The sequence below is a fragment of the Desulfovibrio sp. UIB00 genome (assembly GCF_022508225.1).
Taxonomy (GTDB): domain Bacteria; phylum Desulfobacterota; class Desulfovibrionia; order Desulfovibrionales; family Desulfovibrionaceae; genus Desulfovibrio.
The window spans coordinates 63,957-81,156 of the sequence record NZ_JAETXJ010000001.1 but is presented as its reverse complement, the minus strand read 5'-3'; the positions used below and the strand labels follow the sequence as shown (position 1 = coordinate 81,156).

17 protein-coding genes are annotated in these 17,200 nt (G+C 55.8%); 4 read left to right on the top strand and 13 right to left on the bottom strand.

The window, feature by feature from the left end; translation table 11 throughout:
• Positions 1 to 148: 148 nt before the first annotated feature.
• The 7 genes from JMF94_RS00335 to JMF94_RS00305 form a co-directional block, all read right to left on the bottom strand.
• Positions 149 to 1,384, bottom strand: a complete 1,236-nt coding sequence (locus JMF94_RS00335; protein WP_240823243.1) for a M20 family metallo-hydrolase — start codon at positions 1,382 to 1,384, stop codon at positions 149 to 151.
• Positions 1,385 to 1,474: 90 nt separating this feature from the next.
• Positions 1,475 to 2,467: a ketol-acid reductoisomerase gene (gene ilvC, locus JMF94_RS00330; protein WP_240823242.1), complete on the bottom strand. Its 993-nt coding sequence runs from the start codon at positions 2,465 to 2,467 to the stop codon at positions 1,475 to 1,477.
• 28 nt (positions 2,468 to 2,495) lie between these two features.
• Positions 2,496 to 3,266 carry a (S)-ureidoglycine aminohydrolase gene (gene allE, locus JMF94_RS00325; protein WP_240823241.1) on the bottom strand — a complete coding sequence of 257 codons (771 nt, stop codon included), beginning with the start codon at positions 3,264 to 3,266 and terminating at the stop codon, positions 2,496 to 2,498.
• Positions 3,267 to 3,386: 120 nt separating this feature from the next.
• Complete coding sequence (locus JMF94_RS00320) at positions 3,387 to 4,115, bottom strand: amino acid ABC transporter ATP-binding protein (RefSeq protein WP_240823240.1); 729 nt, start codon at positions 4,113 to 4,115, stop codon at positions 3,387 to 3,389.
• Positions 4,096 to 4,752: an amino acid ABC transporter permease gene (locus JMF94_RS00315; protein WP_240823239.1), complete on the bottom strand. Its 657-nt coding sequence runs from the start codon at positions 4,750 to 4,752 to the stop codon at positions 4,096 to 4,098. The genes JMF94_RS00320 and JMF94_RS00315 overlap by 20 nt, the downstream gene beginning before the upstream one ends.
• On the bottom strand, positions 4,749 to 5,417 hold the full coding sequence (locus JMF94_RS00310; RefSeq protein WP_240823238.1) for an amino acid ABC transporter permease: 669 nt from the start codon (positions 5,415 to 5,417) through the stop codon (positions 4,749 to 4,751). The genes JMF94_RS00315 and JMF94_RS00310 overlap by 4 nt, the downstream gene beginning before the upstream one ends.
• Before the next feature lie 194 nt (positions 5,418 to 5,611).
• On the bottom strand, positions 5,612 to 6,415 hold the full coding sequence (locus tag JMF94_RS00305; protein WP_240823237.1) for a transporter substrate-binding domain-containing protein: 804 nt from the start codon (positions 6,413 to 6,415) through the stop codon (positions 5,612 to 5,614).
• Positions 6,416 to 6,567: 152 nt separating this feature from the next.
• Here JMF94_RS00305 and JMF94_RS00300 point away from each other — a divergent pair, with 152 nt between their 5' ends.
• Positions 6,568 to 7,305, top strand: a complete 738-nt coding sequence (locus JMF94_RS00300) for a FadR/GntR family transcriptional regulator (protein ID WP_346769998.1) — start codon at positions 6,568 to 6,570, stop codon at positions 7,303 to 7,305.
• 117 nt (positions 7,306 to 7,422) lie between these two features.
• On the opposite strand, the gene JMF94_RS00295 is transcribed toward JMF94_RS00300, so the two are convergent.
• Positions 7,423 to 9,165, bottom strand: coding sequence for a methyl-accepting chemotaxis protein (locus JMF94_RS00295; RefSeq protein ID WP_276612800.1), 1,743 nt, complete (start codon positions 9,163 to 9,165; stop codon positions 7,423 to 7,425).
• A gap of 549 nt (positions 9,166 to 9,714) precedes the next feature.
• On the opposite strand from JMF94_RS00295, the gene JMF94_RS00290 reads away from it, so the two are divergent.
• Positions 9,715 to 9,975: a helix-turn-helix transcriptional regulator gene (locus JMF94_RS00290; RefSeq protein WP_240823234.1), complete on the top strand. Its 261-nt coding sequence runs from the start codon at positions 9,715 to 9,717 to the stop codon at positions 9,973 to 9,975.
• A 90-nt stretch (positions 9,976 to 10,065) separates the two neighbouring features.
• Here JMF94_RS00290 and ahcY read toward each other — a convergent pair whose 3' ends face one another.
• Positions 10,066 to 11,487: an adenosylhomocysteinase gene (gene ahcY / locus JMF94_RS00285; protein WP_240823233.1), complete on the bottom strand. Its 1,422-nt coding sequence runs from the start codon at positions 11,485 to 11,487 to the stop codon at positions 10,066 to 10,068.
• A 72-nt stretch (positions 11,488 to 11,559) separates the two neighbouring features.
• Entirely contained in the window at positions 11,560 to 12,483 is a 924-nt protein-coding gene (locus JMF94_RS00280; protein ID WP_192113100.1) for a metalloregulator ArsR/SmtB family transcription factor, read from the bottom strand.
• A gap of 159 nt (positions 12,484 to 12,642) precedes the next feature.
• On the opposite strand from JMF94_RS00280, the gene JMF94_RS00275 reads away from it, so the two are divergent.
• Together JMF94_RS00275 and JMF94_RS00270 are read left to right on the top strand one after the other, a co-directional pair.
• Entirely contained in the window at positions 12,643 to 13,152 is a 510-nt protein-coding gene (locus JMF94_RS00275; RefSeq protein WP_240823232.1) for a DUF721 domain-containing protein, read from the top strand.
• A 351-nt stretch (positions 13,153 to 13,503) separates the two neighbouring features.
• Positions 13,504 to 13,881, top strand: a complete 378-nt coding sequence (locus JMF94_RS00270; RefSeq protein ID WP_022658986.1) for a hypothetical protein — start codon at positions 13,504 to 13,506, stop codon at positions 13,879 to 13,881.
• 234 nt (positions 13,882 to 14,115) lie between these two features.
• Here JMF94_RS00270 and JMF94_RS00265 read toward each other — a convergent pair whose 3' ends face one another.
• From JMF94_RS00265 to JMF94_RS00255, 3 genes are read right to left on the bottom strand one after another with little or no spacing between them, the layout of a single operon-like run.
• The gene (locus JMF94_RS00265; RefSeq protein ID WP_240823231.1) at positions 14,116 to 15,411 is read right to left on the bottom strand and encodes a TRAP transporter large permease; all 1,296 of its coding nucleotides are present in this window, start codon (positions 15,409 to 15,411) and stop codon (positions 14,116 to 14,118) included.
• 11 nt (positions 15,412 to 15,422) lie between these two features.
• The gene (locus JMF94_RS00260; RefSeq protein ID WP_225530006.1) at positions 15,423 to 15,905 is read right to left on the bottom strand and encodes a TRAP transporter small permease; all 483 of its coding nucleotides are present in this window, start codon (positions 15,903 to 15,905) and stop codon (positions 15,423 to 15,425) included.
• A gap of 53 nt (positions 15,906 to 15,958) precedes the next feature.
• On the bottom strand, positions 15,959 to 17,059 hold the full coding sequence (locus JMF94_RS00255; RefSeq protein WP_240823230.1) for a DctP family TRAP transporter solute-binding subunit: 1,101 nt from the start codon (positions 17,057 to 17,059) through the stop codon (positions 15,959 to 15,961).
• Between the last annotated feature and the right edge of the window lie 141 nt (positions 17,060 to 17,200).

Below are 17,200 nucleotides of genomic sequence, written 5' to 3'. Positions count from 1 at the left end.
GCTGGGCAATGCGCCTCTTGGGGCAGGGGGAGGTCGTTTCCATCCTGGCAGAAATATCCCTGGATGGCTTGCGGCAGAAATGAAAATGCGAGGGCGCAGGGGAGGAGAAAGACGCCTCCCCCGCAAAATTTTGTGGATTGAAATTGCCTTAGCCGGGCTCGTTGCCCGTGCGCATCAGGCAGTGCAGCAGCACGTCCGCGCCTGCTGCGCAGTCTTCCCATGAGGTATTTTCTACTTCGGCATGGCTGCGGCCCCCCATGCTGGGCACAAATATCATGGCTCCCGGCGCAACCTGGGCAATATAGATCATGTCGTGCGATGCTCCGGAGACCATGTCCAGGCATGGGAGGTTAAGGCTGGTCGCGGCCTCGCGCACCATCCCGCGCAGGCGCTGGTCAAAGGGCACCCGCGAAACCTGCCAGATGCGTTCTGGCGTTACCTGACACCCCGCCTGTTGGGCTGCCTCTGTCAGCGCGGCCTCAATGCGCTGGCACACGTCATCCGTGGCGGCTTCGTCCCAGCCGCGCACGTCGATGGTGAACTGCACATCCCCGGCAATGACGTTGCGTGAATTGGGGGAAGCATGCACTTCGCCCACTGTGGCCACCACCTGACCGGAGTCTCGCGCAATCTCGAAAATGCGCGCCGCCATGAGCGAAAAGGCGTATATGGCATCGTGCCTGCTGGTCATGGGCGTTGGCCCGGCATGGTTGGGCACGCCCTGCACGCGCACATTGTACCAGCGCAGGCACACAATGCCCTGTGGTATGCCGATGGGGATGCTTTTCTCTTCCAGCACAGGCCCTTGCTCTATGTGCAGTTCAAAGGCCGCATGTACAGGTCGGGGGAAGTAACTGGAATCACCCCGGAAGCCGATGCGTGTAAGCTCCCCGCCAAGGGTAAGGCCTTGCTGGTCTTTGAGGGCATACATATCTTTCTGCGCCAGCTTGTCAGCCCATACGCCGGAGCCAGAGCAGCCGGGGGTGAAGCGGGAACCTTCCTCATTTGTCCAGTCGGCTACCACCAGATCGCGCAGCAGGGTTACGCCCGCATCGCGCAGGGCGTTCACAACCTCCACGCCAGCCACAACGCCCAGCATGCCGTCAAAGCGTCCGCCGAGCGGCTGGGAATCGCCGTGAGAGCCTGTCATCACCGGGGGCAGGGTTCTGTCCTTGCCCGGCAGTATGGCAAAGATGTTGCCCATGCCGTCCACATGGATCTCACAGCCCAGCTCCTGCAGCCATGCGCTGAGTTGCTGCCGGGCATCTTTGTCTGCATCGGACAGGGCAAGCCGGGTGACGCCGCCGCCCGCAGTTGCCCCGAATGCAGATATTGCTTCCATGCGGTTTTGCAGCCGCGCTTTGTCTACACGCACAGAGTTCATGCCTTCTCCCTTGGTTCAGGCTCTATTCATTCGGCGGGGGCACGGGCCGTCATGCCGTGGCCTCAAGATACCCCCGCCAGCGGCGGATACCTATGACATGCCGAATTTGTCGCGGAACAGTTTACCGGTGCGCTCCATGTCCGACTCGGCCCAGGTGCGGCGCATGCGGTTGAGGGTGGGCATGCCCAGATTAAATTCGTTCAGCCAGTTGCGGGCAAAGATGCCTTTTTCCGTTTCTTCAAAAATCTGCTGGATGGCGTCTTCGTTGATGACGCGCGGGCCGGATGTGCGCACGGCAAATTCGCAGGTGCGGCTGGCCCGGCGCGTGAGGTATTCTTCCACGCCCACCTCATCGATATCGTCAATGATGGAACGGATGGAGCGCACAGCCTTGGCATAAGCGAAGGAAGCCGGATAGCCGTTATCGGTCATGACCTTGTAGATGGAGCGCATGAGCTGGATGGCACCGCCGTAAAGCACCTGTTCTTCAAAATTGTCGCCCTCGGTTTCGTGCTGGAACGAGAGCTTGATCGTGCCCACGCGGGTGCTGCCCACGCCCTTGGCAATGGCAAGGGCCGTGGCGGCGGCATGACCGCTGGCGTCCTGATCAACGGCCACAGCGCCGTAGATGCCCGAGCCTTCCTTGAACTTGCGGCGCACCACCGGGCCGGGGCCGTTGGGTACAAACAGGATGACATCCACATCCTTGGGCGGTTTGATGGTGCCGTAGAGTATGGCAAAGCCGTGCGCAAAGCTGAGGGTCTGACCGGGGCGCAGGTGGGCGTGGATGGAAGAATAGTACACGGCGGGCTGGGCCGGGTCTTGCAGCAGGATATGGACGATATCCGCCTTTTTTACGGCCTCCTGGATGTCGTACACGGCAAAGCCGTCGGCCTCGGCGTCCTTCCAGCTGTTGTGCACGGTTCTGTCGCCTACGCCCACAATCACATTGATGCCGCTGTCGCGCAGGCTTTTGCCTTGTGCCTTGCCCTGGCTGCCGTAACCGATGATGGCAATGGTCTTGCCGTGCAGCACAGAAATATCAACGTCTTCGTCCCTGTAAATTTCGCCAAACTGTGACATGGTATATCCTTGTTGAAAAAGCGGGAGGCTAGAGGGCCACATCGCGGTTGCAGTCTTTGGAGTAGATGTACGTGAGCCGTCCCCTGCCAGTGGCGTATACGGCCTGTGGGGTATAGGGGCCAAAGAAAATGAAATCTTCCTTCTGCACCTGAATCCACTCGGCCCCCAGCAGATAGATGCCCTCGCCCTCCAGCAGATAGGCCCCGTGCTCCTGCACGTGGGTTTCCACAAAGGGATGGCAGCCTGCTGGGTCAAAACTGAGGGTGTGCATGTTCATGTCAAAACCAAGATGGGTGGGCAGCAGATCGCGGATAAACACATTGGCCATGTCTTCGTAGATGCGCTCTTCCATTGTTGCGGTATTGCCGAATACTACTTCGGCCTCGTGGCCCGGCAGGGCGATGTAACGCTGCTTGTAGAGCAGAAAGCGCACCGGGGCATTGGTGGTGTTGGTAAATTCAAGGCTTTTGCCAGCGGGTGCAAACACGTAGCCGCCGGGGGCCAAGGTGTGCTTTTGCCCGCAGGTGGCTGCGGTCAGCGCGCCTTCGCCGTCCATGACATACAAAAAGGCCTCCACGCCCGGCTCTTGCGCAAAGGGGGCAACGGTACCCCCGCCGGGCAGGGCGGTTCCTACATACTGCACAAAACTCGCGCCCAGTTTGGGGGAGGCAATGATGGACATGTAGCATCCTTCAATGCCGGGTATGACGTTGCGCACCCGACCTTCCGGCGGAATGACCGCATATTCGCCGGGCCGGATGACCGCCCGTGTTTTCAGCAAGCCCTCTGGATAAGCCATGTTTCCTCCTTGAGCAGATTTAGTTTTGTTTGCCCAGACCGGGCACAGCGCGCCGGTCTCCGCAACGGGCGTTCGCATGGGCGGACGCCGGAGCAATTTTTGATAAATTGCCCATAATGCTTAGTTCACCGTCTGGATGAACGAAGCCAGTTCTGGAGTGCCGGGCTTGGCAAAAAGCGCCTTGGGGGCCCCGGCCTCATGAACCTTACCCTGGTGCATGAATACCAGTTTATTGCCTACTTCACGGGCAAAGCGCATTTCGTGAGTGACCATGATCAGGGTCATGCCTTCTGCCGCAAGCTTGCGCACAACCTCAAGCACTTCGCCCACCAGCTCGGGATCAAGGGCTGAGGTTATTTCATCGCACAGCAACATCTTGGGGCGCATGGCAAGCGCCCGGGCAATGGCCACCCGCTGCTGCTGCCCGCCAGACAGCTGATCGGGAAAGGCGTTGAATTTGTCGGCAAGGCCCACCCGCGCAAGCATTTCTGCGGCAAGCTTCCGCACTTCGGCTTCGGGCTCTTTTTTGACAATGCGCGGGGCCAGCATGACGTTTTCCCCCGCTGTAAGGTGAGGAAAGAGGTTGAACTGCTGAAAGACCATGCCCACCTTGAGCCGCAGGGGGCGCAAGTCGTTTTCAAGCCCATGGACACGATCGCCGTCAATTTTCACAAAACCCGCATCAAAGGTTTCCAGCCCGTTGAGAATACGTAGAAACGTGCTCTTGCCAGATCCGCTACGGCCAATGACGGCCACAACGTCGCCTTCTTCCACCGTGAGGTTGACCCCACGCAGCACCTTGGTTTCACCGAACTGCTTGTGCAGTTCATCAACGACGACCAGCGACATGGAGCCTCCTTTCGATGCAGCGGGCAAAGGCCGAAAGCGGGTAGCACATGAGAAAATACCCCGCAGCCACAAGGCCGTAGACCAGCAGCGGCCTGAATGTTGCGTTGGCGATCATGGTTCCGGTTTTGGTTATTTCCACAAGGCCGATGATCGAGGCCACGGCAGTTCCTTTGACGACCTGTACTGAAAAGCCCACAGTCGGGGGGATGGCTATGCGCAAGGCCTGGGGCAGAATGACGTGACGCAGCTGCTCGTAACGGTTCATGGCAAGGCACGCCGATGCCTCCCACTGACCCTTGGGCAGCGCCTCAACGCATCCGCGCCAGATTTCAGCAAGGTACGCGCTGGTAAAGAACGTAAGGCCCAGCGTTGCGGCGGCCAGGGGCGAAATATCCACCCCAAACAGTGCCAGCCCGAAAAAGATGAGAAAAAACTGCATAAGCAGCGGCGTATCCTGAAAAAACTCAATATACGTCATGGCCAGGGCGCGCAGCTGGGCCTTGGGCGAAATGCGCACAAAAAGCACAATAAGGCCCATGACTCCGCCAAGAGCGAAAGCGATGGCAGACAGAGCAATTGTCCAGCCCGCGCCCGTAAGCAGATGGCGCAGCATGTCCCAGATAGAGAAGCTGATCATGCGCGCCCCCTGCGGATGCAGTGTTTGCCAAAGGAATGCAGGCTCTTGCGCACGGCGATGGCCAGAGCAAGATACATGAGCGTGCTGGCGAGGTAGACCTCAAAGGCGCGGAACGTGCGGCTCTGGATGAGGTTGGCCTCAAAGGTCAGCTCCTCGGCGGCTATCTGCGAACATACCGAAGACCCCAGCATGACAATGACAATCTGGCTGCACAGGGCGGGCCACACAGTTTTGAGCGCCGGGCGCAGAATCACGTGGAGCAGGCATTGCCAGCGGCTCATTGCCAGGGAGTCTGCGGCTTCAATCAGGCCCTTGGGCACAGCCGCCACGCCAGCCCGGATGATTTCGGTCGAATATGCGCCAAGGTTGACGACCATTGCCAGCACGGAGGCTTCCCATCCGTTCAGCCGTACCCCAAGGGCGGGCAGGCCGAAGTATATGAAGTACAATTGCACAATAAAGGGCGTGTTGCGGACGCATTCCACATAGGCGGTAAAAAACGGGTGCAAAAAGGGCAACCGCCACTCGCGTGAAACCGCTCCCAAAATGCCCACGGCAAGGCCCACCGTGGCGCTGACCGCCGTGAGGGCCAGCGTCAGGGCTGCCCCCTGAACCAGCAATGGCCAGTTTGCCGCAATGGGCTCAAAGGTAAACTGATAGGCCATGGCTGTTCCCCTAACGGGAGGTCGCTCTATGGGCGCCTCCTCCATACGTCCTGGCTGCTGCGGCAAAGTCGCTGTTTTGCAGCTTTGCGAGGTTGCCGCCGCCAAATCATGCCGTTATAACCTTGCGGTCTTACCGGTAAAGATTTGGCAACAATGTGTTCCTCGCGGTCCTTTTTTGCAAGTCGCAGGAATTTTTAAAAATCCTGCGGCAGGGAGGTGTGCAGCCATGTTTGCGCAATGGCTTCAAGCTGCCCGTCCTTCTTTGCCTGGGTGATGATGTCGTCCACAGCCTTTTGCAGTTCCGGCTCGTTTTTGTTCAGCCCGATGTAGCAGGGCGAATTTTTGATGAGGAATTTGACTTCCAGATGCTTGGATGGATTTTGTCCGTTGATGGAGGCAGCCACAACGTTGCCCGTGGCAACCATCTGCACCTGACCGGAAAGGTAGGCGGCTATGGTTGAACTGTTGTCCTCAAAACGGCGAATTTCTGTGGATGCGGGCGCAATCTTGGTCAGTTCCATGTCCTCAACCGCACCACGGGTCACCGCGATTGTCTTGCCTGTCAGGTCTTCAGCTGTGGCGACCTTGAGATCGGCGGGGCCAAATACGCCGTTAAAAAAAGGCGCGTAGGCCACTGAAAAGTCGATGGCTTTTTCGCGCTCGGCATTTTTGCCCAGTGAAGAAATGACCAGATCAACCTTGCCTGTGGTAAGGTAGGGGATGCGGTTTGTGCTGGTTACCGGCACAAGCTTCACCTTGACGCCAAGGCTTTTTGCAATAAGCCGGGCAGTATCGATATCGTAACCCACAGGCTGCATGTCTGCGCCCACAGAACCAAAGGGGGGGAAGTCCTGCGGAACAGCAATGGAGATAACGCCTGACTTTTTTATTGATTCAAGCGTGTTGTCCGTTTGTTGGGCGTAAATGGATTGCGGCAGGGCTGCGGTCAGCAGCATGACGGTCAGGATGAAACCAAGACGGCTGAGAAAAAATTGCATGACGTCCCCCGAAGAAAATGTTTGAGTGAGTCCGGAATTATCCACGTTTTGGTCAATTTCTGGTAAGACCGGTAAAAAATGATTGCGCGTATTCTACAAATTTGTCAACATGGGTAAACGAAAAATATTACTTCTACAATTTGGTGGAAACTATGTGCGCTAAATTACAGGAAAAGTTTGAAGAAGCTACAAAAATGTGGAAGTCTAGCTCGGAAGAAGCCGCTGAAAGCATTTTGTCAATGATTTTAGATAATAACTGGCAAGAAGGGCATAAACTGCCCCCACAGCGCGCACTTGCGGAAACTCTGGGAGTCAGCCGTCCCACGGTACGCGAAGCTCTGGTTATTTTGGAGACCATGGGCAAGGTGAGCATTCAGCCCGGCAAGGGCGTGTTTCTGGTGACGCGTGCGCAGGAGAGCCTGCCTGGGGCGCCTGTCACGTGGTTTGACCGGTCATTTATTGCGGGTAAAGAAACGCAGATTTTTCAGTTCAGGCATGCCATAGAACCGGCCATTGCCGCCCTTGTGGCCCTGAACGCCACGCAGGCCCAAATTGACGACATGGCAGCCATGCTGGACGACATGAAGCAGGCCAGTGTGCGCGGTGACGTGCAGCTTTTTGCCCAACTGGATTTCGCCTTTCACACCCAGATGATTGAAGCGGCCAACAACCCTTTTTTCATTGAGGCCATGCGCCCGTTTTTTGATCTGTTTTCTGAAAGCCAGCGTTTGCCTTTTTCTAATCAGGAAGGGCTGGTGGAGACCATGCGCGAACATGCGGCACTGCTGGAGCATCTGCGGACACGGAACTCGCACGGAGCGCGTTTGGCCATGGAAGAGCACGTTGTCGCCACAGCCGCCAGAGCTGGGGTGCGTATTTCCTCTTGGTGAGGGAGGGGCGAGCCTGGGCGGCGTAAACGGGGGTTGGGAAAATAGCGGGGTGCGCCAAGGCCAAAAAAAGGCGGCCCTGCGTCTGCAAGGCCGCCCCGAGACTGCGTACAGCCAGAGTTAGGAATTCTTGAGCTGTGTTATGATGCGGGACAGGTTCTGGGCCTGCGCCGCCAGCTCGGAAACAGCCTTGCTGGCCTCGCCCATCGCCTGTGATGTTTCAGACGCAATGGTATTGACGTGCTCCACCGAGCGGGCGATCTCTTCAGAAGAAGCGGACTGCTCCTCGCTGGCGGTGGCGATGCTGCGCACCTGATCAGCGGTCTGCTCCGCAAGGCTGAGAATTTCCGCAAGCGCGGCACCGCATTTTTCCGCAAGATCGGCAGCAAGGTTTACCTTGCCCACGGCCTGATCCATGCGCCGCACGCCTTCTTTGGAGCTTTCCTGAATGGCCTGAATGGCCTTGCCCACATCCTGGGTGGAGGACATGGTCTTTTCCGCCAGTTTGCGCACTTCGTCTGCCACAACGGCAAATCCACGGCCTGCCTCGCCAGCGCGCGCTGCTTCAATGGCTGCGTTGAGCGCCAGCAGGTTTGTCTGGTCGGCGATGTCCGAGATAACAGTCATAATTTCGTTAATGGCCTGTGCGTGGACAGAAAGAGTGTCCATGTTGGTTTTAAGGCCTATTGTTTCGGCCTGAACCTCGTCCATGGCTCGCCGACACTTTGTGGTTACATCATCGCCTTCCTTGGCCTTGCTTTGTGTGGAAGCGGACAGGTTTGCTCCGGCTCCGGCGTTCTTGGCAACTTCAATGACCGTGGCGTTCATTTCTTCCACTGCCGTGGCAGTGTCCGCAATGCGGTGGGCCTGTTGTTCTGCGCCGTGTGAAGACTGCTCGATCTGGGCGGAAAGTTCTTCAGAGGCTGATGCGATGACGTTGACCACGCCTTCAAGCTGGGTGGCGGCGTCAAGCAGGCCTTCCTTGCGGGCTGTTTCTGCGCGCGCAGTGGCTTCTTCGGCTACAATCTGGGCCTTGCGGGCCTGTTCCGCTGCTTCCTGAGCCTTGCGGGATTCTTCCTTGGCGTGGTCAATATGGTTCTTGAGTGCCGCAACCATGGCTACAATGGATTCGTATACGCCAGCCTTTGGGCTGCCATCGTCAATGTTGTAGTCGCCATCCACAACCCGCTGGGCGATAGTGTTCAGTTCGCCGGGGTCTTTACCGAGCTGTTTGTGGGTGCCGCGCAGGATGACAACCGCAGTGGCGGTTCCCGCCAGAACAGAGGCCACCAGCAGGCAGATGACCAAAAGTTTGGACGAGGAATACAAGTCATCACAGCCTTTGCTGGCGGCCAGGCTGCCTTCCGTGTTTATGCGGACAAGATCTTCCAGGTATGCAGTGGTTTTTTCAAAAATGGCCCGCGTTTTGCCACGTGTGAGGTCACGCGCTTCTTCCAGTTGCCCCTTGTTGGCAAGCATTACCACATCTTTGGAAATATCCATGTAGCTCTGCCACTCGTGCAGGAAGCCCTCGTATGCCTTCTTCTCTTGGGCTGAAGCAATGAGCGGGGCGTACTGCGACTTATTCTTCTCAATGTCTTTGAGTGTAGCTTCCATTCTGGCCTGATAGCGAGCCCTGTCTTGTGCTTCTGGACTGTTGGCAAGCTGCACCTGGGCAAGACGAAAATCTGATGTATTTACGTTGAGATTCAAGACATATCTGGTGGAGGGGAGCCAGTTCTGATTAATGTCTGCTGTGCCGTCATTGATCTTTGACATTTGCACAAGGCTGAAAAGCCCAAGGGCAATTGTCAGAGCCATTAAAAAACCTGCCATCAAGGATAACTTGACACTCAACTTCATGATGCTTCTCCACTGTGATAAGATCTGTTTAGGCGTTTCGCTCAATCTTTTGTTAAAATTTTAATTAAATGGAACGCAGAGTTGATTTTGTATAAATTTCCCTGCTACCATTTTAGCTTATCGACTTAGTATCATTTTTACATAGGTATAGATTACTTGAGTGTAAAAATGTATAAATACATAAAAATAAAAAAATAACATTGAATTAAATTATAAAATTAAATTACAAAATATTATAATAATAAAAAGAACGTAAGTTCTATTTTGTGTAAAATAATAAAGTAATAATTTTTTTTTGGTCAACATTATCTACAAAATAAAACAGCTACTATGAGAAGTAGTTAGGCTGTCTGTAAAGTAATTGCTTCCGTAGATAATAATTCAAGCCCCTCTTTTTGGGGGTTATGAAACTAAAATTGAATTGCAGTAAAGAAATAATGTAGAGGGATTATGTGACCAAAAAGCACGAAACCGCACGGGTACTTGCCCCTGATATAGATGGTAATATACTCCCATGTCTAGTCAAGAAAATTCCGTTATAGTAATAGGATGGAAAAATATCCTTATTTAAATGAAGCAGTTGCAAATATTCTGAAGGGCAGACGTGAAGCTCTTGGCATGAGCAAGCGTAAGTTGTCTGAGCTTGCGATGATAGAAAGGGCATACATTACCGGATTGGAAAATGGTAAGTGGAATGTGTCATTGAATGTTTTGTTCTTTTTAAGTGAGGCGCTTGAAATAAAACCTGATGCGTTTATCCGGTTAGTTATAGATGAAGCTGAAAGCATTAAAAAAAGTAAGGATTTATGATGGTGATCTTCCCCTTTTCAGGACAGTACAACAAGAAAAAGCCGGAGCTTTGCTCCGGCTTTTTCTTTCTGGAATGTTCGCCTTGCTGGTCTAGTAGCGGTAATGGCTGGGCTTGTAGGGCCCTTCAACCTTCACGCCGATGTACTCGGCCTGCTCGGGGGTAAGCGTGGTAAGCTTGACGCCAAGGCGGGCAAGGTGCAGACGGGCCACTTCTTCGTCCAGTTCCTTGGGAAGAGTGTAAACCTTGTTTTCCAGCGGTTCGGAGGCGAGCTTGAGCTGGGCAAGGGTCTGGTTGGTGAAGCTGTTGGACATGACAAAGCTGGCGTGCCCGGTGGCGCAGCCAAGGTTAACCAGACGGCCCTCGGCAAGCACAATGATGCTGCGGCCGGACTTGAGCGTCCACTTGTCCACCTGCGGCTTGATGTTCAGGCAGGTAATGCCGGGGGTGTTTTCCAGGTAGGACATTTCAATTTCGCTGTCGAAGTGGCCGATGTTGCACACGATGGCCTCGTCCTTCATGGCTTCCATGTGGGCGCCGGTGATGACGTGGTAGTTGCCGGTGCAGGTCACATAGATATCGCCCTGGGGAAGGGCGTTTTCAACCGTGGTGACTTCAAAGCCTTCCATGGCAGCCTGAAGGGCGCAGATGGGGTCGATTTCCGTCACCAGAACGCGAGCGCCAAAACCGCGCATGGATTGGGCGCAGCCCTTGCCCACATCGCCGTAGCCCACGACCACAACAACCTTGCCTGCCACCATGATGTCGGTGGCGCGCTTGATGCCGTCAGCCAGGGATTCGCGGCAGCCGTACAGGTTGTCGAACTTGGACTTGGTGACCGAGTCGTTGACGTTGATGGCCGGGAACAGCAGGGTTCCGGCGGCTTCCAGCTGGTAGAGGCGGTGAACGCCGGTGGTGGTTTCTTCCGAAACGCCCTTAACCTTGGCGGCAACCTTGTGCCAGTGCTGGGGGGCTTCCTTGAGTCGCAGCTTGAGTCGGTCAAGAATGCACTGAAATTCCTTGTTGTCGGTCTTCTGGTCAAGGATGGAGGGGTCGTTTTCCGCTTCATATCCCTTGTGGATCAGCAGGGTGGCGTCGCCGCCGTCGTCCACGATAAGGTCGGGGCCGCTGCCGTCAGGCCAGGTGAGGGCCATTTCCGTGCACCACCAGTAGTCTTCAAGGGTTTCGCCCTTCCATGCAAAGACCTTGGCCATGCCGCTTTCCGCAATGGCGGCGGCGGCGTGATCCTGGGTGGAAAAAATGTTGCACGAAGCCCAGCGGATGTCTGCGCCAAGGGCGTGCAGGGTCTTGATGAGCATGGCAGTCTGAATGGTCATGTGCAGGGAGCCGGTGACCTTGAGGCCCTTGAGGGGCTGGGTGGGGCCGTACTTCTTGATGCATTCCATGAGGCCGGGCGTTTCGCGCTCGGAAAGCTGCATTTCCTTTTTGCCAAAGTCTGCCAGGGAAATGTCGGCCACTTTGTAGTCAAGGGTAAGGTCAAGGGGCTTAATCATTGTTTTCTCCTATCCGCAATTTTGTTGTTGTCGGTAAAATCATGGGAAATATGAGCGCGCTGCGCCAGGTTATCAGCGGGCTTCGGCGCTGAGCAGAAGCATGGTCATGTTTCTGTTCACCTGCATGTGCTTGCAGTGCAAAACCGCAAAGCCAGCCGCAGCCAGATCAAGGCCAAGCTGCTGTTCGTCAAAGCCAAGCCAGCGGTCACCGTAGCGGGAGCGCATGGTTTCATCGGCATGGCGTTGAAAATCGGCCACAAAGAACCTGCCGCCCACCGCCATGATGCGCCGGATCTCGCGCAGGCCTTCAGCCGGGTCTGAAAGATGGTGCAGTACAAGGTTGATGCAGGCAAAGTCCGCCTCGTGGTCGCGCAGCGGCAGGTGGCTCAGTTCGCCGATGCGCAGTGAAACTCGGCCCTCGGCCAGATCCTCCGGTGTAAAGCGGCGGCGGCAGATTTCAAGCATGCGGGCGGAGCCATCCACACCGATGACCCCTTGGGCCTTGGGCAGCATGCGCGCAAGCACCGCGCCCGTGCCGCAGCCGAGGTCTACAGCGGTGCCGCAGCCGTCAGGCATGGCATCGCAAACGGCCTCGGCCAGATCAAAGCTGCCAAGAACCTCGCGGTTCAGCTCGTCCCAGTCTTCCGCAATGGCGTTAAAGAACTGGCGGGTTTTAAGCGCGCGTTCTTCAAGAATCTGGGCGGCCATATTAAGGTCTGCCCGCATGGCTGCGTCCGGGTGGACAAAGGGTGTGATGGCGCGCAAAAAATCAAGTTCTTCGCCCGCGCGCGGCGTGGCATAAAAAACCCACAGGCCATCGCGGCGCGAGGTGAGCAGCCCTGCCTCGGTAAGAATCTTGAGGTGACGCGAAACACGCGATTGCCCCATATCAAGGATACTGACCAGCTCGTTGACCGAGAGTTCGTAATGCAGCAGAATATGAACCAGCCGCAGGCGGGTTTCATCCGACAGCGCTTTGAAAAATAAAAGTGCCATTATCTGTCCAGTTTCAGTAAATCAAATTTGATTGATGTAAGTATCAATATATCAGCATATAGTCAATGTGTTCACAGCAGGCATAGGCAGTAGCCCGCGTCCAGCAACAACAAAATCCCGGCTAGGATCAGGGGCGCTGTCTGTTTTTAAGGAACGATAATGGCCGTATTCCGCAAACGACAGAAAGATTCGCAACCCGTACACGCCATGGAGGTCATGGCCTCTGTAATGGCGGGGCTTGGCGCTGCCCCCGGCCAGGGGGAAACGCGGGCGCGTTTGCAGCAGCTCTGGCTCAACTGGGGCATGGTCATGGGGCCTGATCTTGCGCCTCTGGCGCGGCCTATGGGGCATCATCGGGATGTTCTGCTTATAGGGGCAGAGGATGCCATGCTGGCGCAGGAGCTGCACCTTATGGCGGCCGAAATGCTGGAGAGGGTCAATGCCTTTATGGAACAGCCCTTTTTCAGCGGCATAAAGGTCAGCCTGCTCATGGGCAAGGCTGGGCTGGACAAGGCCGCAACGCGGAAAACGGCAAGTGCGCATAAGCCAGCCCCCCGGGCACGAGCACCAGAACCCCTGTGCGCTGATGGCGTGTATCTGGAGGCAATGGATCCTGCATCTCCGGTGGCGAGAGCCTATGCGCGCTTTATCCGGCGGCGCGCCCGCTAAGCTCAGGCGGTCAGGCCCGGCGAGGAGCCGCAACCGCAATGCGTGTTGAGAACAACGAGCGCTCCAGACAGAAAAAACAGCCTGTGAGCACCCTTGCCTTCCCCCTCCGGTTTTATTCATGTCAGGTACGGCTTTCCATTTTCTTTAGGGTAAACCGCAAAAGAAAACATATCTTTTTTAGATATATATATCGATATGTTATAAATTTTAAGTGCACTTTGCGCATGCGATTTTGTTGTTCGCTTGCTGCGCTTTATTGACAACGCTTCTGGTGCGGTGCTAGTTTTCCCCAACGTTAACTGGGGATTTTTGTGGCCATTGTTTGATGGTCTGAGCCTGCGGAGGGAATGAATGGACGTGCAGAAAACCATGGAAGACATTTGCCTGAAACAGGACAACGGCTGCGACTTTGCTTTTTGCGGTCGTCTTTTTTCGGAATGTTCCTGGTATGACGAATCGCTTGGCACACTTACCCGCCAAAAGCTGTATGTGACTGAAAGCAATGAACAGATCTATTACATTGTTCGTTCCAGCGGGCAGGAGCGCAGCCGTCATGCCTACAAGCTGTTCATGCGCGGCGATGTGTGCGTGATCCACAACGGCGTGACCGAAATGGCCCTCCAGTTTGACATGCTCATGTTGGCAGTGCGCGGCTTGTGCGGCCTTGATTCTGGCGCGACGCCTTCGCTCTCCATGGTTGAAGAGATGCTCAAGGCAGCCAATGCCTGATTTTTCCATATAGCCGCAGTCACCGCGTACGCGTTGGCGGCAGCAACCTCCACATGAAACAGCCCTCTTTGCGAGGGCTTTTTCATTTTCTGCTTTCCAGATGTCTTGGCCCACTCCCTAACCGTATGTTGCGGGAGGCTTGGCAATGACTTGCCCGGTCTTTGGGGGGGCTGAAGCCTGGCTCCGCATTGGTGCCCGACCCCAAATCACGGATGGGCCGGGCACCGTGTTTCATCAATACAGGCCCAGCAGCTTGGGCATAAAGGTTGAGAGTTCCGGGAATGCGGTTATGACAGCCAGGGCAAGCAGGGCAGCGCCAATGAGCGGCAGGGCAGCCTTGCTGATCTGCTCCATGGTCAGGCCGCTGATCTTGGCCCCTACGTACAGATTAACCGCAACAGGCGGCGTAACCTGCCCCACGGCAAGGTTGGTTGTCATCATGATGCCAAACCATACAGGGTCCCATTGAAAATGCGTCATAATGGGCAGCATGAAGGGCAGAAAAACATAGTAGATGGAAATGGCGTCCAGCAGCATGCCCGCAAGCAGCAGGATGATGTTGATCATGAACAGGACAACCCAGGGATTTTCTGAAACGCCCAGCAGAACGCCAGAACATTTTTCTACAAGCCCCACGGTTGATCCCACCCAGGAGTACAGACCCGCGCATGTAACCACAATCATGACAACAGCTGTTGCCTTGACGGTTTCGGTGAGTATTTCGACCAGCATCGCAAGGCTGTTGATGGTGCGGTAAATGAAGACGCCCACAAAGAGGCCGTAGAAGATGGCAACCGCAGCGGCTTCGGTGGGGGTAAACACGCCGCCGTAAATGCCGCCCAGAATAACCACCGGGGTCATGATGCCCCAAAAAGCCTCGCGCAAGGCCTTGCTGACAGGCTGTTGCCGCTCCTTGCCCTTGTATCCGTGCTTGCGGGATATGAGCAGCACAGCGCCCATAATGAATATGGCAACCACAACGCCTGGGATAAAGCCCGCCGCAAAGAGTGCAGGCACAGAAACATCCGCAACACCGCCATAAACGATAAAGGCAATACTTGGCGGAATGACAATGGCAAGCCCGGATGTAACGGAAACCGTTGCGGTGGCAAAGGCTTTGTCATAGCCGGCTTTGGCCATGCCGGGAATAAGAATAAGGCCCAGCGCAGCAACCGTAGCAGGGCCGGAGCCGCTCACCGCGCCCCAGAAGGTGGCAACCGCAACCGTGGCGACTGCCAGCCCGCCTGTCATGGAGCCGACCAGCGCTTCCATGAGCGCCACAATGCGGGCGGCAATGCCCGCGCGCTCCATTATGTAGCCCGCCAGAATAAAGAAGGGGATGGCCAGCAGGGGAAACTTGGCTATTCCTGCAAAAAAATTGTAGGAAAGCATGTTGAGCCCCATATCCCACTTCCACACCACAGCGAGGGCGGAAAAGCCCAGCGCAAGTGCAATGGGCACCCGCAGCAACAGGGGGATGATGAAAAGCGCCAGCAGCCAGAATGCGGGATCGTGTAACAGGGAGTCCATAGTCCCGCCTCCTAAAAGTTGTTGGCGCGCTGGTCCTCAACGGCCCTTTGCGCAATGCGGAAAATGATCAGCAGGGAAAACGCGGGCGTGGCGATGGTGTACCACCACACCGGAATCCCCAATGCTTCGGAAGTAGCCTCAAGGTCGATTTCGTCCAGAACTTCGGTGAGTCCTGTCCAGAACAGAGCGCCAAAAAAGCATACCGCCAGCAGCACGGATCCCCAGTAGCAAACGCGGCGAAAACGCCGGGGCAGGGCATCGTACAGGGCGGTCATGCCGAGGTGTCCGCCTTCGCGGAATGCCCGGGCTGTTCCCAGCATGGTTATCCAGACAAAAAAATTGATGGTCAGTTCTTCTGTCCAGGCAAAAGAAAAAGAGGTGCAGTAACGCACTACCACGTTGATAAAAGCAATGGCCGCCATTGCAGCCAGCATGAACGATCCCAGGTAGTCCTCAAACCGTCTGTCCAGCAAACTCCACATGTTCTTGCCCATCCCTGAAAAAGCCCCCTCCTAAGCCTTAGGCTGCAAAAGGGGGCTGTTTAATGCTATTTCGCAGCAGCCATGTCCTGCTCTGCCGCTTTGACAAGATCGGGGCCGATCTTGGCTGTCCAGTCATCGCGCACGGCCTGTGTGGCCTTGAAAAACTGCGCGGTCTGCTCCGGGCTAAGACGTGTTACCGTCATGCCATGCTGCTCAAGGCAGGCATAAGGATCGGTAATTTCCGGGAGCTTGCCGATTTTTTCAAGGTAGGCCTTGGACTGCCCGTCATCCATGCCCAGGCGGGAGAGTGCCTTGCCGTACAGCTCCATTTCCTTGGCGCAAGCCAGCAGAATCTGCTGATCTTCAGGCGAAAAGCTCTTCCACACGCCGGGATTCGCGCCCAGCATCAGGGGGTCAATGACGTAGTGCCAATCGCAGAGGAATTTGTGATAGTCCCATATTTTCAGGGGAATGTTGATGCCGTTGGTGGGATTTTCCTGCCCGTCCACAACGCCCTGCTGAAAACCCGTGGTGGCTTCGGCCCAGTTCATGTTGACCGGGTTTGCGCCCATGGCACGAAACGTATCGATAAAGATCGGGCTGCCCACCACGCGAATTTTCAGGCCCTGCATATCTTCAGGTTGGGTGATGGGGCCTTTGCTGGTGGTCATTTCGCGGTAGCCGTTTTCGCCCCATCCGAGGATTTTGACGCCCTTGCTTTCAACGGCGGCGATCAGCATTGCACCAGACTTGCCGGAGGTAACGGCGTCTATGGCTTTGTAGCGGTCGGGCTGTACAGCCATGAGAAAGGGCAGGGCTGTGAGGTTCAGTTCCTTGATCTGCGGCGACCAGTTGATCGGGGACGCCAGAGCAAAGTCAATGGCGCCATTGCGCAGCATGAGAAATTCGGAAGTCTGCTTGCCTGCCAGCAACTGGCTGGAGGGGTAGACCTTGATATTGATGCGCCCGTTGGTGCGCTCGTGCACCAGTTCCGCAAAGCGGGCTGCCGTGAGACCCCACCCGGATGTTGCGCCGGGTACCACGCTGAGTTTGTATTCCGCCTTGTAGGCCGCCGCAGCTGCCTGTTGCGGCAATGCGGTCAACACGCCGCCCGCCAGCAGGCAGACGAACACAACGCCCCATGTCCAACGCAAAAAGCCCTTCATAAAACGGACTCCTCAAAAAAAAGGTGAACGAAAAGGCCTTGCTCGCAAAGAGTTACGCGCAAAGAACAAGAAAGCCGCGCCGGTTGGAGCGCGGCAGCTTTGTCCTGAAAACGAGATCCTTAAGGCAGCCTTGTGGGCCGA

What these genes read in the sequence shown, in the direction of transcription:
- JMF94_RS00335 (WP_240823243.1), bottom strand. Translation starts at nt 1,384, where the DNA reads ATGAACTCTGTGCGTGTAGACAAAGCGCGGCTGCAAAACCGCATGGAA.
- JMF94_RS00265 (WP_240823231.1), bottom strand. Translation starts at nt 15,411, where the DNA reads ATGGACTCCCTGTTACACGATCCCGCATTCTGGCTGCTGGCGCTTTTC.
- JMF94_RS00260 (WP_225530006.1), bottom strand. Translation starts at nt 15,905, where the DNA reads ATGGGCAAGAACATGTGGAGTTTGCTGGACAGACGGTTTGAGGACTAC.
- JMF94_RS00280 (WP_192113100.1), bottom strand. Translation starts at nt 12,483, where the DNA reads ATGGCACTTTTATTTTTCAAAGCGCTGTCGGATGAAACCCGCCTGCGG.
- JMF94_RS00305 (WP_240823237.1), bottom strand. Translation starts at nt 6,415, where the DNA reads ATGCAATTTTTTCTCAGCCGTCTTGGTTTCATCCTGACCGTCATGCTG.
- JMF94_RS00300 (WP_346769998.1), top strand. Translation starts at nt 6,568, where the DNA reads ATGTGCGCTAAATTACAGGAAAAGTTTGAAGAAGCTACAAAAATGTGG.
- allE (WP_240823241.1), bottom strand. Translation starts at nt 3,266, where the DNA reads ATGGCTTATCCAGAGGGCTTGCTGAAAACACGGGCGGTCATCCGGCCC.
- ahcY (WP_240823233.1), bottom strand. Translation starts at nt 11,487, where the DNA reads ATGATTAAGCCCCTTGACCTTACCCTTGACTACAAAGTGGCCGACATT.
- JMF94_RS00315 (WP_240823239.1), bottom strand. Translation starts at nt 4,752, where the DNA reads ATGATCAGCTTCTCTATCTGGGACATGCTGCGCCATCTGCTTACGGGC.
- JMF94_RS00255 (WP_240823230.1), bottom strand. Translation starts at nt 17,059, where the DNA reads ATGAAGGGCTTTTTGCGTTGGACATGGGGCGTTGTGTTCGTCTGCCTG.
- JMF94_RS00290 (WP_240823234.1), top strand. Translation starts at nt 9,715, where the DNA reads ATGGAAAAATATCCTTATTTAAATGAAGCAGTTGCAAATATTCTGAAG.
- JMF94_RS00295 (WP_276612800.1), bottom strand. Translation starts at nt 9,165, where the DNA reads ATGAAGTTGAGTGTCAAGTTATCCTTGATGGCAGGTTTTTTAATGGCT.
- JMF94_RS00310 (WP_240823238.1), bottom strand. Translation starts at nt 5,417, where the DNA reads ATGGCCTATCAGTTTACCTTTGAGCCCATTGCGGCAAACTGGCCATTG.
- JMF94_RS00275 (WP_240823232.1), top strand. Translation starts at nt 12,643, where the DNA reads ATGGCCGTATTCCGCAAACGACAGAAAGATTCGCAACCCGTACACGCC.
- JMF94_RS00320 (WP_240823240.1), bottom strand. Translation starts at nt 4,115, where the DNA reads ATGTCGCTGGTCGTCGTTGATGAACTGCACAAGCAGTTCGGTGAAACC.
- JMF94_RS00270 (WP_022658986.1), top strand. Translation starts at nt 13,504, where the DNA reads ATGGACGTGCAGAAAACCATGGAAGACATTTGCCTGAAACAGGACAAC.
- ilvC (WP_240823242.1), bottom strand. Translation starts at nt 2,467, where the DNA reads ATGTCACAGTTTGGCGAAATTTACAGGGACGAAGACGTTGATATTTCT.